The organism is Dermatophilaceae bacterium Sec6.4 (genome assembly GCA_039636865.1).
Taxonomy (GTDB): Bacteria; Actinomycetota; Actinomycetes; order Actinomycetales; family Dermatophilaceae; genus Allobranchiibius.
The window spans coordinates 748,196-762,602 of the sequence record CP144172.1 but is presented as its reverse complement, the minus strand read 5'-3'; the positions used below and the strand labels follow the sequence as shown (position 1 = coordinate 762,602).

The 14,407-nt window shown below is 64.5% G+C and carries 11 protein-coding genes and 1 riboswitch; of the genes, 9 read left to right on the top strand and 2 right to left on the bottom strand.

Annotated elements, in window-relative coordinates; genetic code table 11:
- Window positions 1–20: 20 nt before the first annotated feature.
- A complete protein-coding gene (locus V3G39_03700) occupies window positions 21–1,304 on the bottom strand; it encodes an MFS transporter (protein ID XAS77157.1) in 1,284 nt (427 codons plus the stop codon).
- A 302-nt stretch (window positions 1,305–1,606) separates the two neighbouring features.
- Here V3G39_03700 and eno point away from each other — a divergent pair, with 302 nt between their 5' ends.
- The 3 genes from eno (at window position 1,607) to V3G39_03685 (ending at window position 6,133) form a co-directional block, all read left to right on the top strand.
- Window positions 1,607–2,863 carry a phosphopyruvate hydratase gene (gene eno / locus V3G39_03695; protein ID XAS77156.1) on the top strand — a complete coding sequence of 419 codons (1,257 nt, stop codon included), beginning with the start codon at window positions 1,607–1,609 and terminating at the stop codon, window positions 2,861–2,863.
- A gap of 112 nt (window positions 2,864–2,975) precedes the next feature.
- Window positions 2,976–4,619, top strand: a complete 1,644-nt coding sequence (locus tag V3G39_03690) for a hypothetical protein (protein XAS77155.1) — start codon at window positions 2,976–2,978, stop codon at window positions 4,617–4,619.
- Entirely contained in the window at window positions 4,616–6,133 is a 1,518-nt protein-coding gene (locus V3G39_03685) for a hypothetical protein (GenBank protein ID XAS77154.1), read from the top strand. Before V3G39_03690 ends, V3G39_03685 begins: the two co-directional genes overlap by 4 nt.
- Here the strand turns inward: V3G39_03685 and V3G39_03680 are convergent.
- Entirely contained in the window at window positions 6,130–6,708 is a 579-nt protein-coding gene (locus tag V3G39_03680) for a histidine phosphatase family protein (GenBank protein XAS77153.1), read from the bottom strand. The genes V3G39_03685 and V3G39_03680 overlap by 4 nt on opposite strands.
- A gap of 95 nt (window positions 6,709–6,803) precedes the next feature.
- Window positions 6,804–6,877: riboswitch (Fluoride riboswitch) on the top strand.
- A gap of 79 nt (window positions 6,878–6,956) precedes the next feature.
- On the opposite strand from V3G39_03680, the gene V3G39_03675 reads away from it, so the two are divergent.
- From V3G39_03675 to V3G39_03650, 6 genes are read left to right on the top strand one after another with little or no spacing between them, the layout of a single operon-like run.
- Window positions 6,957–7,877, top strand: a complete 921-nt coding sequence (locus V3G39_03675; protein ID XAS77152.1) for an NADH-quinone oxidoreductase subunit H — start codon at window positions 6,957–6,959, stop codon at window positions 7,875–7,877.
- A gap of 11 nt (window positions 7,878–7,888) precedes the next feature.
- Window positions 7,889–8,554: a hypothetical protein gene (locus tag V3G39_03670; GenBank protein ID XAS77151.1), complete on the top strand. Its 666-nt coding sequence runs from the start codon at window positions 7,889–7,891 to the stop codon at window positions 8,552–8,554.
- Between the two features lies 1 nt (window position 8,555).
- Window positions 8,556–10,055 (top strand): proton-conducting transporter membrane subunit, encoded by a 1,500-nt coding sequence (locus V3G39_03665; protein ID XAS77150.1) that lies wholly within the window; start codon window positions 8,556–8,558, stop codon window positions 10,053–10,055.
- Window positions 10,045–11,547: an NADH-quinone oxidoreductase subunit C gene (locus V3G39_03660; protein ID XAS77149.1), complete on the top strand. Its 1,503-nt coding sequence runs from the start codon at window positions 10,045–10,047 to the stop codon at window positions 11,545–11,547. The genes V3G39_03665 and V3G39_03660 overlap by 11 nt, the downstream gene beginning before the upstream one ends.
- A 22-nt stretch (window positions 11,548–11,569) precedes the next feature.
- Window positions 11,570–12,385 carry a hypothetical protein gene (locus tag V3G39_03655; protein ID XAS77148.1) on the top strand — a complete coding sequence of 272 codons (816 nt, stop codon included), beginning with the start codon at window positions 11,570–11,572 and terminating at the stop codon, window positions 12,383–12,385.
- Complete coding sequence (locus V3G39_03650) at window positions 12,382–14,385, top strand: proton-conducting transporter membrane subunit (GenBank protein XAS77147.1); 2,004 nt, start codon at window positions 12,382–12,384, stop codon at window positions 14,383–14,385. Before V3G39_03655 ends, V3G39_03650 begins: the two co-directional genes overlap by 4 nt.
- Window positions 14,386–14,407: the final 22 nt, after the last annotated feature.

Here is a 14,407-nt window from a genome sequence, read left to right as displayed (position 1 = left end):
CCGCACGCACCGAGCGGGTTTCACTTTGTGGCGGGCGCCCGTGGGTGCAGCAGACCGCTTGCCGCGAGGGAAGCGAGCATCCAGGCTGCGGCGTAGCAGAACGCGACAGTCGGCGAAACCAGCGACCACAGCACACCGACGACGACAGTGGCCACCAGGTCACCGAGGGACTGGGTCAACCCGAGCACCCCGAATCCGTTCGCCCGCAATCGGGCCGGCAGCCCCCGCGCCACGACCGTCGACTCCGCAGTCTCGGCCAGGCCGATCCCGACCCCGGACAGCAAGAACGCCAGAAGCACCAGCGGCCAGGCGTGTTCGTCGACGGCGAACAGCAGGTAGCTGAGGACGTACGTGGCGGCGCCGGCTGCGAACACGACCCGCGGATTGATGCGGTCAGCGAGTTGCCCACCGCCGAGCGAGGCGACGGTTGCCGCAGCGTTGTGCGCGGCGTACAGGAGTATGGCCAGGCTGGTCGCGGCGGTCAGACTTCGGGCGTCGGTGTGCAGCAGGTCGGTCGCTCGCAAGATGAGCAGTGTCGTGGCCAGATTGCCGAACTCGAACAATGCCACCGGGGTCAACACTTGACCCAAACCGGCACGGCGCAGCTCGCGCAGGTTGAAGGACAGCGTCTCCCGCGCGGTTGGATCGGCGACCGTGCGGCGCGCTTCCCGCCCGGCGATGGTGATCGCGACGGCTGCCAGGGCGCCGGGAATGAACGCCAACAAGATGGTGTGCCGCAGGCCGAGCACCGTGACCAGGCCCGCCGCCAACAACGGTCCGACGATGGCGCCGGCATTGTCGCCGGCTCGTTCGAGGCCGAAGGCGCGCCCATAGCCCTCCTCCCTGGCCAGGTCGGTCAGCATCATGTCCCGGGCTGGGCTGCGGATACCGCGAGAGACCCATGCCAGCGCGCGCAGGATGGCAACCTGCCAGACAGTCATGGCCAACCCGATCGCGGCCGTCGCAATGGCTGTTCCGAGGTAGCCGCTGGAAGCGAGTTTGATGCGGCGAGTCCGGTCGTTCGCCAGGGGCCCGCCCGCGAGCTTGCTCAGCCCGGTCAGCGCATCCGCGACCCCGTCGATCGCGCCCAAGGCTGCGGGGCCGGCGTGCAAGGTCGAGGTGATGAAGGTCGGCAGCACCGCCGTGACCATCTCGTGCCCGGAGTCGGAGAACAGTGACGCAGCACCGACCCCGAAAACCCCGCGCGACGCCCAAGAGGTACCAGGGCCGCCCGACTTCAGCCCCGCCCCGTGAGCCGAGTCAGGCTCGGGCGCTGTCGATTCCTGATCGACGTTATCGGGCAATGCCCTACCTCCTGAGCTACGGGAAGAGCCGCCGACGGCTACCGCGTGCCTAGACCGGGCCGGTCTCCAAATAATCAATGTAGGCCCGCAACTATGGCTAGTCGATCGATACCGCCATTGGAGCGACCTTTGCCGCAGTCAGTCCGGCCCCTTCGTTCGACGGCGGGAGACACGACCCCGCCGTGGAGGACTAGATTCTGAAATCTCGGGACTACTCGCAGCGGGACGGTCGTGCTGTTGTGTCGCCGCGAGCTGGGCCCGCAGGGGCGGAGAATCGCACCTGCTACCTCAAGGAGACCAACATGGCACTGACGCTCGCAACACTCGATGCGCTCGAAATCCTGGACTCCCGGTCCCGGCCGACGCTCGCCGTGACACTGAGCTTGACCGATGGCCCGATGGTCGAAGCGGGCGTGCCCTCTGGGGCCTCGACCGGGTCAGGTGAGGCAGTGGAGCTGCGCGACGGCGATCCAGACCGTTTCGGCGGGCTCGGCGTGCGCACCGCAGTAGCCAACGTGACGGGCGAGATCGCCGATGCCCTGATCGGCCGCCCATTCGACGACCTCGCCGAGCTCGACGCGGCCCTCATCGCGCTGGACGGGACCGCTAACAAGTCACGGCTGGGTGCCAACGCGATCGTCGGTGTGTCGATTGCCGCAGCACGAGCAGGTGCGTATGCATCAGGTCAACCGCTGTGGCGGGCGCTGTGCCCCGAGGGCGTGACACCACGACTCCCAGTGCCTCATTTCAACGTCGTCAACGGCGGCGCACACGCAGCTAACGAGTTGGACTTCCAGGAGTTCATGATCGCCCCGGTGGGTGCGCCGTCCATCGCGGAGGCAGTGCGCGCGGGCTCGGAGATCTACGGCGCGCTGCGACGCCTGTTCGCAGATAGAGGTTTCGCGACCGGCCTGGGGGACGAGGGTGGGTTCGCCCCGCAGATCACTCAACCAGAGGACGTCCTGGACTATCTCGTGCAAGCAATCGAAGCAGCTGGCTACCAGCCGGGCCGGGACGGTGTCGCGATCGCGATGGACCCGGCCTCCAGCGAGTTCTACCGCGACGGCCGCTACCACGTCGCCGGTGAAGCCCTCTCGACCGACGACATGATCACCCGCTACGAAGAACTCATCGACCGGTATCCGATCCGCCTACTGGAGGACGGCCTGGCCGAATCGGACTGGGAGGGCTGGGAGCGGCTGACCGCACGCCTGGGCGACAAAGTGCAACTCGTGGGCGATGATCTGCTGTGCACGAACCCGGTGACCATCCGCGAGGCGATCACGCGCAAAGCCGGCAACGCGGCGCTCATCAAGGTCAACCAGGTCGGCACGGTCACCGAAACACTCGAGGCCATGCGGGTATGCCGCGAAGCCGGGTGGGCGCAGTTCGTCTCCCACCGCTCTGGCGAGACCGACGACACCTTCATCGCCGACCTCACCGTCAGCGGCGGGTGCGGTCAACTCAAGAGCGGCGCTCCCGCGCGGGGCGAGCGCATCGCGAAATACAACCGGTTGATCAGAATCGAAGCCGACGAGAACCTGCTCTTCGGTCTCTGATGTGTCATCCGTCTCTGATGCCATCCGACACGACAGTTGACCCAGCGCACGCGTCGTGGATCGGGACGCGCCCTGCTGCACTTCATCGACCACAGCAGTACTGGGTTCGGTGATGCGTCGCCCAGACGTGCTCTATCCGGCTGGCAGGCGCCCGTCCGAGCAGGAAGATCGCGAAGTGCAGGAGCCCGGGTACTTTCGCGATCTCAATCTTGACCAGGTCGTTACCGCCATCAACGAGGGTCAGGCTGACTACCACCTGAGCCCGCTGTACTGGTCGCCGTTGCGCGATCTCGACGACCTCAACTACCGCCACGAGGTCTTCAAAGACGTCGAACGAGACCAGGTCGGATCACTGATCAGGGACTTCACAAAACGGCGACTTGTCTTCGCCTTCGGCTACCGCACCAAGGAGATACGCAAGGATGACCATGGCCTGCAACATCATTACCGGACCCGGTTCTTCCTGAACGCGGTCCAGGAGTACTGCCAGTCGGTGCTCACACTCACCGAAGGTCTACGGGCAGCTGCGCCCACCTCTCGCGGTCTGGGCACCCTGACCAGTTACCTGCATGACTATGTGAACTCTGAGCAGTTCCTTCAGCTCAACAATGAGGTCGCCCGCCTCGAAGCTGAACTCGCCGACGTGCAGTACGTCGTGGTCGTCCGCGGCGATCGGATCACAGTGGCCGGGTACGACGGCGAAGGTGACTACGGCGACCGCGTCGCCACAACATTCGCCCGCTTCCAGCAACCAGATGACACGACGGAGGATGAAAAATCAGACGTCGAGAAACCGAACATCCGCAGTCAGGAGCATGATGCCTACGCAGGCACCGGCGTCCTGGATCTGGTCGCCCAGTTGTATCCCGTCCTGTTCGCGGAGGTGGACGCGTTCTGCGCCCAGCACCTGGACTACCTGGATCCCGCGATCGCCCAGTTCGAACGCGACATTCAGTTCTACCTCGCCTACCTGGACCACCTGGCCCCATTGCGCACGGCCAACCTCCCATTCAGCTATCCCCGACTGTCAGATACTGACAAGACGGAGCAGGCACTGCACACCTTCGACATGGCGCTGGCCCACAAGCTCGAGCAGTCGCGTCACCGGCGTCATCCGCAACGTGGCGGCAGGTCCCCTGAGGTCGCATCCGCTCCGGCCGGGACTGACCATGAGGTGGTGGTCAACGACATCACCCTCACCGGCGAGGAACGCATCCTGGTCATCTCCGGGCCGAACAACGGCGGCAAAACCACGATGGCCCGCACCGTCGGCCAGCTGCACTACCTCGCCCGTCTCGGCTGTCCCGTCCCCGGCCTCGATACCCAACTTTTCGTGTGCGATCAGATCTTCACCCACTTCGAACGCGCCGAGGACAGCACCACCATGACCGGCAGGTTGCAGACCGAACTGGACCAGTTACGCGATGATTTCGCCCTCGCGACTCCGGCCAGCCTGGTCATCCTCAACGAGATCTTCAACTCGACCACCACCGACGATGCACTGCTGTTGAGCCGGCACATTCTTCAGCGGGTATCCGACTTGGATGCGCTCTGCGTGTGCGTCACGTTTCTGGACGAACTGGCGGTCCTCAACGACAAGACTGTCAGCATGGTCAGCACCATCGACCCGAACGACCCGGCGACCCGCACCCACAAAGTGATTCGTAAGCCGGCCGACGGCCGTGCGTATGCCCGAGCTATCGCCGACAAATACGGTCTCGGGTTCCAGCGACTCGTGCAGGAGCTGAACCGATGAGAGCGATGCTGATGTTCGCGGACCGCGACTTCGATCCCACCCATGACGACCGCCCGGGCGATGCCGACCTCATCGCAGACCTCGACCTCGCCACGCTGTGGGCTGCGGCCGCCGGCGACGACCAGGTCGTGCACGCTTCGATCCGCACCGCCACCCTCGCCGTACTCCTCGATCCCGCCCAGATCGACTACCGCAGCCAGACGCTGGCCGATTGCGTGGCCCGGCCCGGCGTAGTCCGCGAACTGTACGACCTCGCTGCTGCGGCCATTGATCAGGAACGCGCGATCTACCGGGCCAGCTTCTTCAGCAGTAGCAGTGCAGCCCTGCTTGGCCGCTCGATGAACGCTCTGACGATGTTCGTCGAAGTGCTGAAGCAGCTGCGCGCCCTGGCCGGGCAGCACGCCGGCACTTTCACCTCGCCTGCGTTCAGTCGCTTCTTCGCCGAGATCGACGCCGAACTCGATGACCGCTACTTCGCCGAGATCGCCGCGCATCTACGTACGCTCACTTTCCCGCACGGCGTGGTGGCCAGCGCACACCTGGGCTCACACAGCCAAGGCGTCGACTACGTGCTACGCGCACCTCGCAGCGAAAACGAGAGCCACCTGCTTTCCAGGCACCCGCCGGTCAAACGCCCCTACTTCAGCCGCACCATGCCGCGCGACGACGACGGCGCTGCGCAGGACCTCGCGGGCCTGCGCGACCGGGCCCTCACTCTCGCTGCCGACGCCCTGGCTGCGGCCGCCAAGCACATTCTGAGTTTCTTCACCGCGCTTCGCCTAGAGCTGGCCTTCTACGTGGGTTGCCTGAACCTGCGGGAGCGACTAGCGGCGCGGCAACTCCCCATCTGTCGACCCCAGCCGTGCGCTACGGGCAGCCGGTCCCTGACAGCGAGCGGCCTCTACGATCCATGCCTGGGGCTGCGTTCCCCCGCGCGAATCAAGGGCAACGACCTGCGAGCGGACGGCAAGCCGCTCATCTTCATCACCGGCGCCAACCAAGGGGGTAAGTCGACCTTCCTGCGCAGCGTCGGCCTCGCATACCTGATGATGCAGGCCGGCATGCCGGTAGCAGCGCAGTCGTTCACTGCCGCCACCGTCGCAGGCGTGTTCACCCACTACGCCCGCGAAGAAGACGCCACCATGACCACCGGGAAGTTCGAAGAAGAGCTGGGCCGAATGAGCCGCATCGCTACCCGGATCCGACCACATGCGCTGCTGCTGTTCAACGAATCATTCGCCGCGACCAACGAACGCGAAGCTGCGGAGATTGCCACAGACATTCTCCGGGCCCTGGAACAGGTCGGCATCACCGTCGTGTTCGTCACCCATCTCTATGAGCTCGCACACCGATTCCAACAGCACCACGACCAGACCACGCTGTTCCTACGTGCCGACCGTGACGAGAGCGGCGAGCGCACCTTTCGACTAGCAGAAGGGGCGGCACAGCGCACCAGCTATGGCGTCGACCTCTACCAGCGCACGTTCGGTTCGCCGCCGACCACGACTGACTAGCGCAGGGTTTCGACGGCGATCTGATTGAGTGCGATGATGCGCCAGGGCTGACCCCCGTTGCGTTCCAGGACATTCCAACACGCGGTGTGCTGCTGCGGAGGACCAGCCAGGCTCGGGTCAACCTGCTGGAGCAGCAGCTGATTGATGGCGTCATGCGCGACCAGCACCGTGCCGGGTCGGCCCGCAAGATCCGCGAACGCGGCCATGGCCCGCGCCACGACGTCGGCGGCGGGCTCGACACCGGGTGCCGCGTCGATCGATCCCCAGCGGGACAACACGTCCTCCCTCAGTTGACCGGCCCACTGCCCGTAGTCGCGGTCGTTGAGCCGTTCGTCGATCTCGACATTTCCCGCGCAGGCGTCGGCGATCGCGCGTGCGGTTCGCCGAGCCCGCAACAGTGGACTGGTGTAGACGGTACGCACGTCATAGGCAACCAGCGCGCGTGCCAGTGCAGCGACCTCACGTCGACCCACGTCGTTCAAATCTGGATCGAGACGACCTCGTAACCGGCCCCCGGCGTTCAGCACGGTCTCGCCGTGACGCACGAGCAAGACCTGGGTGGAGTCGTCGGTCATCTCATCAACCCTTCGCTGAATTTCGACCCTACGGCACGGTTCCCTTCGCGCCAAAGCCCCTTGACGGCGAACGGTCCGCCCTGCTTACATGCACGTAGTACAACGGCGATGGAGCTCGCCGGGGCCACCAAGCCCGAACCGCCTATCGGCTAATAGCCCCTTCCGCTATCGGAAGGGCTTGCTGTGAATCGACCGGGCGACGATCGTAGGTGAACTTCCCGACGACGTCGATCATCCAATGTGCCCAGGTGCTCACGATAGCTATCGGAGCACCGGCGATCAGTGGATTCATCGCCACTATCGAAGCCAAGCTCCAAGGACGTCGCGGCCCGAGGATCTTGCAGCCGTATTTTGATTTGTCCAAAATGTTCCGCAAAGAGTCTCTGGCGCCATCGGGAGCAGGACCAATTTTCCTGATAGCGCCGATACTTTCCCTCGCCTGTTATCTCACCGTGCCGATGCTCATTCCAGTACTGACTACATACCCGCTGCCGTTGGCTGATATGGGCGATATCTTGGGCGGTGGATTCCTGTTGGCGTTCGGGAGTTTCCTGGCGTCTGCTGCAGCCGCCGAAACCGGGGACCCGTATGCGCAACTGGGTGCGAGCCGGGCCAAGTCTTTTGGTGCGATCACCGAACCGGTGCTGCTCATGGTGTTCTTCACCGTGGCTGCGATCACCGCCACGGATTCGCCCTTCGCTCTCGCGGCGACGGTGCGTAGTGGACCTGAACAGATCGTCCGGCCCGCCCACCTGTTGGCTACCTTCGCGCTCTTCATGGCAATTCTGTTCGAGACAGCGCGCATACCGATCGAGACCCATACCGGGACCATCGAGTTGGGCATGATCGAGACGGCGCGGTCCTTCGAGCACTCAGGCCCCTACCTGGCGTTGCTGCACTGGGGATCGATGATCAAACAACTGGTGCTCTTCACGATCCTGTTGAACATTTTCGCCGCACCATGGGGTTTGAGTGCGGGCACGGCACCTCTTCCGGTCATCGGCGCCGCCTGCGCCCTACTGACGAAGGCCGCAGTTTTAGGCGTGTTGATCATGTGCATTGACAACTCTTTTGCCAAGTTGCGGCTCTTCAAAATCACCGAGTTCGTCGCCGCGGCATTCCTGCTATCAGTATTCGCGGTCTGCACGCTATTCCTTGGAGGTAGCTGATGCACGACGCCGTGGCTAACGCGCCGAGCGTTTTTGACGGGGTAACCAGCACGATCAGCCTGATCGTGCTCCTGCTGGAGTTTGTGATGCTCAGGGCAGCCCTGTTGCGCGCCCAGGTGCGGCTGTATGCCGCGCAGTCGGGGGTCGTTAGTCTGCTGGCGATCGTCATCGCCTACGAAAAGTCACTGCCGGAACTTTATATACTTGCGGTGATCTCTTTCGCGCTCAAGGCACTCATCGTGCCGTGGGTCATCACCCGAATGATGACCGATTCCGAAACTGAGATTGCCGGTAGCGGCGCGTTGGGGGTAGCCAGCGAAGTCATTCTTTCCATTATCATCGCGGTCTTCGGTTTCTTCGCCGTTGGAGCACTACATATACATTCGACAGTGCTGCCCACCAGTGCCCTGAGTTTCGCGGTAGCCGTGGTGCTCGTGGCGTTTGTACTGATGATCGTGCGGCGCGACGTGGTCAGTCAGTCGATCGGTTTCTTCTCGTTGGACAACGGGGTCTCCGTGGCGAGCCTCGTGGTCGCCGCCGGACTCCCGCTGGTCTTGGAGGTCGCGTTCCTTTTCGACCTGCTCATCGCCGTGGTGGTGTTCGGCATCCTGATGCGCACTCACCACCGACATGTTTCGTCATTGTCCACTGCCGACCTCACTTCGCTGAGGGGCTGACATGGGCTGGATTCTGATCGTGTTGATGGTGGTGCCTTTGGTGGCCACCGCATTGAGTGCAGTGCTGAGCGGGCTGGCCGCCAATCTGGTCACCATCGTCGCGGGCGTCGTGAGCTTCGCATTGGCCATCTCGCTGATACCGACTGTCGGTGACCATCCGGTCACCGCCGGTTTCCTTCGGGTGGACGCACTATCGCTGGTATTCCTGCTGGCGACCTCCTTCCTGTACGCCGTCGTCGCTATCTACACGACTGGGTACCTCAAGGCCGAGGAGCGCGAGAAGACTCCTCGTGACTACCGCAGGTATCAACGTCAGTTCCTGGCCGGGATGAACCTGTTCGCATGGGCCATGCTCGCCGCGCCTTCGGTCAACGGGCTGGCCCTGATCTGGGTCGGCGTCGAGGTCACGACAGTCGTTTCCGCAGTGCTGGTGGCGATCGACGACACCGAAGCTGCCTCGGAGGCCGCGTGGAAGTACGTGATGATTGCGTCCTGCGGGCTTGGAATCGCGCTCCTGGGCACCATCTTCATGTACTACGCCGGCGCCCAGGTGTTGGGCAACTCCTACGACCTGGCATTCGCGGACCTGCTGCACCACGCCTCTGAACTGCCGGGGACACCGGTGCGGTTGGCGTTCGTCCTGGCCGTGGTCGGTTTCGGCACCAAGGTCGGCATCGTGCCGATGCACACATGGTTACCCGACGCGCATTCCGAGGCCCCTACTCCGCTGTCGGTGCTGCTGTCCGGCTCGCTGCTGGCCGTCAGCCTCTACGCCATCCTGCGCTTCTACCAGGTCACCGTGGCGACCGTCGGGGCCACCTTCCCGCAGCGAGTCCTGCTGTGCTTCGGAGTGCTGACCCTGCTGCTGGCAGCTCTGTATCTGCTGGAGCAACGCAACGTGAAGCGACTGTTGGCGTATTCGAGCGTAGAACACATGGGGATCATGGTCATCGGGGTCAGCTTCGGGGTCACGACCGCGATGTTCGGCGTGCTGTTGCACGTTTTGGTGCACGCTGCAGCAAAGGGCGCGGCGTTCATGTCAGCGGGTAGCTTGGTGCAAGGTTTCGGCACCAAAGCACTCTCGCGGGTGCGTGGAGCGCTCAGCCGAATGCCCTGGACCGCGTCGATCTTCATTATCGCGGTCTTTGCGCTGTGCGGGATGCCGCCCTTTGGTGTCTTCCGCAGCGAATTCATCATCGTGCAGGGCGGGTTCGAGGCTCGACACACGACCACCGGGGCCGTGCTGGTCGTGCTGGTGGTGCTCGCTTTCATCGGGCTTGCCGGCGCCACCATCCGGTCGGCCGCATCCGGTGAACCGGACGTCAGCAGACCGCAGGCCGGCGAACAGGCCGCAGTGCATGAGGCAGCGGCATGGATGGTCGTGCCGATGGTGATCGCGATCTTGGCTCTGCTGCTGCTGGGGTTGTGGCTGCCCGGGCCGCTGGCGACGTTGCTGCATACCGGCGCGGGCCAGCTCAGTGGGGTGTCCTATGTCGGTTGAACCAACCAGCGTGCCCAGGTTCACCGAGGTATCGCAATGGCGGGACCGGGTGCTGCGGTCGTGTGCCGACGGTGGCCGACTCGCCGGTCTGTATGCGACCGAGGTGGGCGACATCCCCGAACTGGTCGCCGTTCTCAGCAACGGCCCCACCTTGGAGCTCGCGCGCACAGCGCTCGGCGAAGAGCGCAGTTACCCGGCGCTGACCCCCGAGGTACCGGCCGCAGTCTGGTACGAACGCGCGCTGCACAATCTGTCCGGGATCGAACCGGTCGGCCATCCCCAGTTGGATCTGCTGCTGCTACCGAAGGTGGACGGCGTGCCTGCGCCTCGTCCTGGCAGCAGTGAGAGTGCGTCCGACGTGGAGTTGACCAGTCGCGACTACCTGGCCCCTGTCAGCGTCAGCGGTCAGGGTGTGTTCACTCTGCCCTTCGGGCCGGTGCGCTCCGGGATCGTCGAATCGTTGGAGTTGCTGCTGGAAACCGGCGGCGAAGACATCCTCCGCCTGGACATCCGTCCGCACTACAAGCACCGGCAGATCGCCAAACGGTTCGAACACCACACGGCTGAGGACGCCGTCCTGCTCGCCGAACGGGTGGAGGGCGTGCACTCCGTGGCCCATGCGCTTGCCTTCTCCCACGCCCTCGAAGAAGGCCTCGGCATTGTGGTGCCGGCCCGGGCGCAGTTGATCCGGGTCATCCTCGCCGAGCTGGAACGCGTCGCCAATCACCTGGACGTGGTCACCCAACTGTGCGAATGCGCCGGCCTGTCCGTCGCCGTCGCGCGCTTCGGAACGCACAAGGAACGGGTCATGCGGCTGATGTCGCACGCGACCGGAAGTCGTTTCGGTCGCGGCGTCGTCGTGCCCGGTGGCGTGACGATGGCACTGCGAGATCATCCGCAGGAGCTTTCCGCAGAGTTGACCCAATTACACCGGGCGATCGCGCGAGATCTCATCAGTCTCAACAGGTCTGCATCCTTCTTGGACCGGCTGCGCGGCACTGGCCGGTTGGCAGCCGACCTGGCACAGCGTTACGGCGCCCTCGGCCCGATCGGTCGGGCCAGCGACATGTCACTGGACGCGCGCACGCTGCGCCCTTACGACGCCTACCCGCTCCTGGATCCGTTCGTCGTAGCGACCAGCCACCTCACCGACGCGCTGGGCCGGATGCGGGTCCGCGAGGAGGAGATGGCCTCCTCAACCGCGCTGGTCAACGAGGCAGCAAGTCGCCTGGCCACCCGCGCCGACGACGACGACCTCGCGGCACCGGTCGTGGTGCACGACGGCGATTTCATCGGCGTCGCGGAATCTGCTGCTGGAGAGGTGCTTTACAGCGTGCGATTCGATGACGGTCGGATCACGCGTTGTTTCGCGCGCAGCGCGTCCTTTCACAACATGGTGCTGCTGCGGCATGTATTCGACGGGGACGTCTTTACCGACCTGCCGTTCATCGAGGCCAGTTTCGGGCTGTGTTACGCGGGGGTGGCGATGTGAAGCACTGCAGTGTCATGACCCTGTGCCCGACCATGAGGAGGCAACGCTGATGTCGGGAATCTGGCTGACCCGTGGGCTACGACAAGGAACGGTAACGAGCAGGTGGCCCAAACGCCCGGATGGGTACTTCAGCAGTTTTGCCGGCAGTGTGCTGCCCGTAGGCGGCGTCGCGGCGCACGAAACCGACGACGTGGCCCGGATCTGCCCCGTGGCGGCGATCGATGTCACGGCCGGACTCGCCGTTGATCACGGTGCCTGCATCATGTGCGGCCGATGTGTGCGACAGCGCCCCGACCTGTTCGCCTGGCGCCCCGGCAGCGATACCGCGCGCCGCGACCGTCGACTCCTGGTAGCTGACCAAGGGGACGACCCCGACCCCGGCACCGTTCGCGCGGACCTCGCCGAGCGCGTGCGGGCGTTGCGCCGATCGGTCCACATCCGGCACGTCGATGCAGGATCCGATGGCAGCGACGAGTGGGAAGTGCGGGCGCTACTCAACCCCATCTACGACGTCCAGCGACTCGGAATCTTCTTCACGGCCAGCCCTCGGCACGCCGACATCCTGCTCGTGACCGGCATCGGATCGCGCGAGATGATCCCACCGCTGCGCCGCACCCGAGCGGCCATGCCCGACCCTGTGGTCGTCATCGCAACAGGCGCCGAGGCGATCAGCGGCGGGCTGACCGGACCCGGGCTCGGAGCAGCACGATTACTGGACGTCGATGTCTTCGTGCCCGGAGCGCCTGCCTCGCCCTTCGCCCTGCTGCACGGGATTCTACTGGCGCTGGATCGGCTGCCCACGCCGGATCAGCTGCCTGCGGTGGAGCGCCCGTCATGATCGCGGCAGCAATCCTCGTCGCCGGACTCGCGGCCCTCTCCTGCCTGGTACCGAACCGACTGATCGCCTGGCGGCTCGCGTGGTCACTGCTGACGATCAGCGCGCTGTTCGGACTGGGCGCCGGTGTTGCCGGCCTCACCGATCGCAACAGCGATTTGCGGGTTCTCCTCGGGGCACCGGCAGCGTTTTCCTTGAGCGTCGATCGACTATCGGGGCTGTTCCTGGTCATCTGCTTCGTACCGGCAATACCTCTGTGCCTGAGCGGTTTCGGGAGCAAACGGGCGCAGCGTAGACCGCTTCCCGCCCTGGTCGCCGCACTGCTGGTCGCCGCCCTGATCGTCGTAAGTGCGCGCAACCTGTTTACGCTTCTTTTCGGGTGGGAAGGCGTTACTTTCGCCTTTTATCTGCTGACGAACTTTGATCGACAGCACCCGCGCAGCGGTCCGTCCTCGCTGTATGCCGCGAGTTTCGGTAAGGCAAGCGGGGCCGCGCTGCTGATCGGTGGTCTGCTGCTGACTGCGTCTTCCCACTCACTTGATCTGTCCTCATGGTCACAGGTGCCGCAGGGCGCATCGAGAGACGCCGGATACGTGCTGCTGCTGATCGGGTTTGCGATCAAAACCGGACTGGCCCCCTGGCAGATCTGGCTACCGCGCAGCTATTCCGCCGCCAGTGCACCGGCGCGGGCGCTGATGGCCGGAGTGGCGGTCAACATCGGCTTTTACGGCTGGTGGCGCACCCTGCAGATCCTCGGGGCTCCACCGGCCTGGTTGACGACCACGATGCTGGTGCTCGGTGGCATCACCGCGATCTTCGGTATCGCACAGGCAGCTGTATCAACGAATCTGGCGACCCTTGTCGCCTGGTCGAGTGTGGAGAACGCCGGGGTCATCGCCACTGGATTCTCGATGGCCCTGGTTGGAGCGGACATCCACCAACCGAAGCTGATGGCGGCCGGCCTCCTGGCCGCTACGGCCCAGGTGATGGCGCATACGCTGGGCAAATCACTGCTCTACAGCGCAACGCTTGCGATCGAGGACGACACCGGGACCCTGGAGATCGAGAATCTACGGGGAGTGGGGCGCCGGCTACCCGCAGCGGGCATCGGACTGGTCATCGGCTCCCTGACCCTCGCCGGGATGCCGTTCACGATCGGCTTCGCCTCCGAGTGGTTGACGTTGCAGTCGCTGATGCAGCAATTTCGGGCGACGCAGCTGGAATACCAGTTGGGTGCCGTGGTGGCCGGGTCACTCGTTGCCCTCAGTGTCGGCGTCGCGGGACTGACCTTCGTGCGCGTCGTGGGATTCATCGCGTACGGCAATCACCCCCCTGTGGTCGATACGCCACACACCGACCGGTCGAACATGTTCCGCATCGGCGTGGGCGCGCTGTGCGTCGCCTGCCTGGGCGTAGCCGCAGCGGCACACTGGCAGATTCAACTGATCTCCGTTGGTCTGCACCAACTCGTGGGCACACACGTGGACGCCGCCAACGCACCCGGCTGGGTCATCCAACCTGTCTACTCCGGGTTCTCGGCGCTGTCCCCCGGCAAGCTGTGGATTGTGGTGCCCATGCTGTGCGGCGTCCTCATCATGTTCACCTGTGCAGTATCGGGACGACGGCTGTTCCTGGTACGCCGGACAGCGACCTGGGGATCGGGCTCCCCCGGGGTCGACCGTCGATCCGGCTACACCGCTTTCGCGTTCGCCAACCCGATGCGCCGGATCCTGTCGACCATGCTGATGAGTTCGGACATCACCACACCCACTGCACGCCACAGCAGCGCCATCGATATCGCCGAAACCGTCGACGGCTCACTGCACCGTCAGGCGAACGTTGATGACGTCGTCGAACGCTATACGTACCAGCCTGTCTGGGCGCTGGTCCGGAGCATTGCGCGCACTGCTCAGCGGTTGCAATCGGGACGCCTGGACGCGTACCTCGCGTACATGCTGATCACAGTTCTCGCCGTGATCAGTGTCATCACGTTCTGGAACTGAATGTTTGAGTCGAAGGAGAGCG

What these genes read in the sequence shown, in the direction of transcription:
- eno (XAS77156.1), top strand. Translation starts at nt 1,607, where the DNA reads ATGGCACTGACGCTCGCAACACTCGATGCGCTCGAAATCCTGGACTCC.
- V3G39_03690 (XAS77155.1), top strand. Translation starts at nt 2,976, where the DNA reads ATGCGTCGCCCAGACGTGCTCTATCCGGCTGGCAGGCGCCCGTCCGAG.
- V3G39_03665 (XAS77150.1), top strand. Translation starts at nt 8,556, where the DNA reads ATGGGCTGGATTCTGATCGTGTTGATGGTGGTGCCTTTGGTGGCCACC.
- V3G39_03685 (XAS77154.1), top strand. Translation starts at nt 4,616, where the DNA reads ATGAGAGCGATGCTGATGTTCGCGGACCGCGACTTCGATCCCACCCAT.
- V3G39_03650 (XAS77147.1), top strand. Translation starts at nt 12,382, where the DNA reads ATGATCGCGGCAGCAATCCTCGTCGCCGGACTCGCGGCCCTCTCCTGC.
- V3G39_03680 (XAS77153.1), bottom strand. Translation starts at nt 6,708, where the DNA reads ATGACCGACGACTCCACCCAGGTCTTGCTCGTGCGTCACGGCGAGACC.
- V3G39_03660 (XAS77149.1), top strand. Translation starts at nt 10,045, where the DNA reads ATGTCGGTTGAACCAACCAGCGTGCCCAGGTTCACCGAGGTATCGCAA.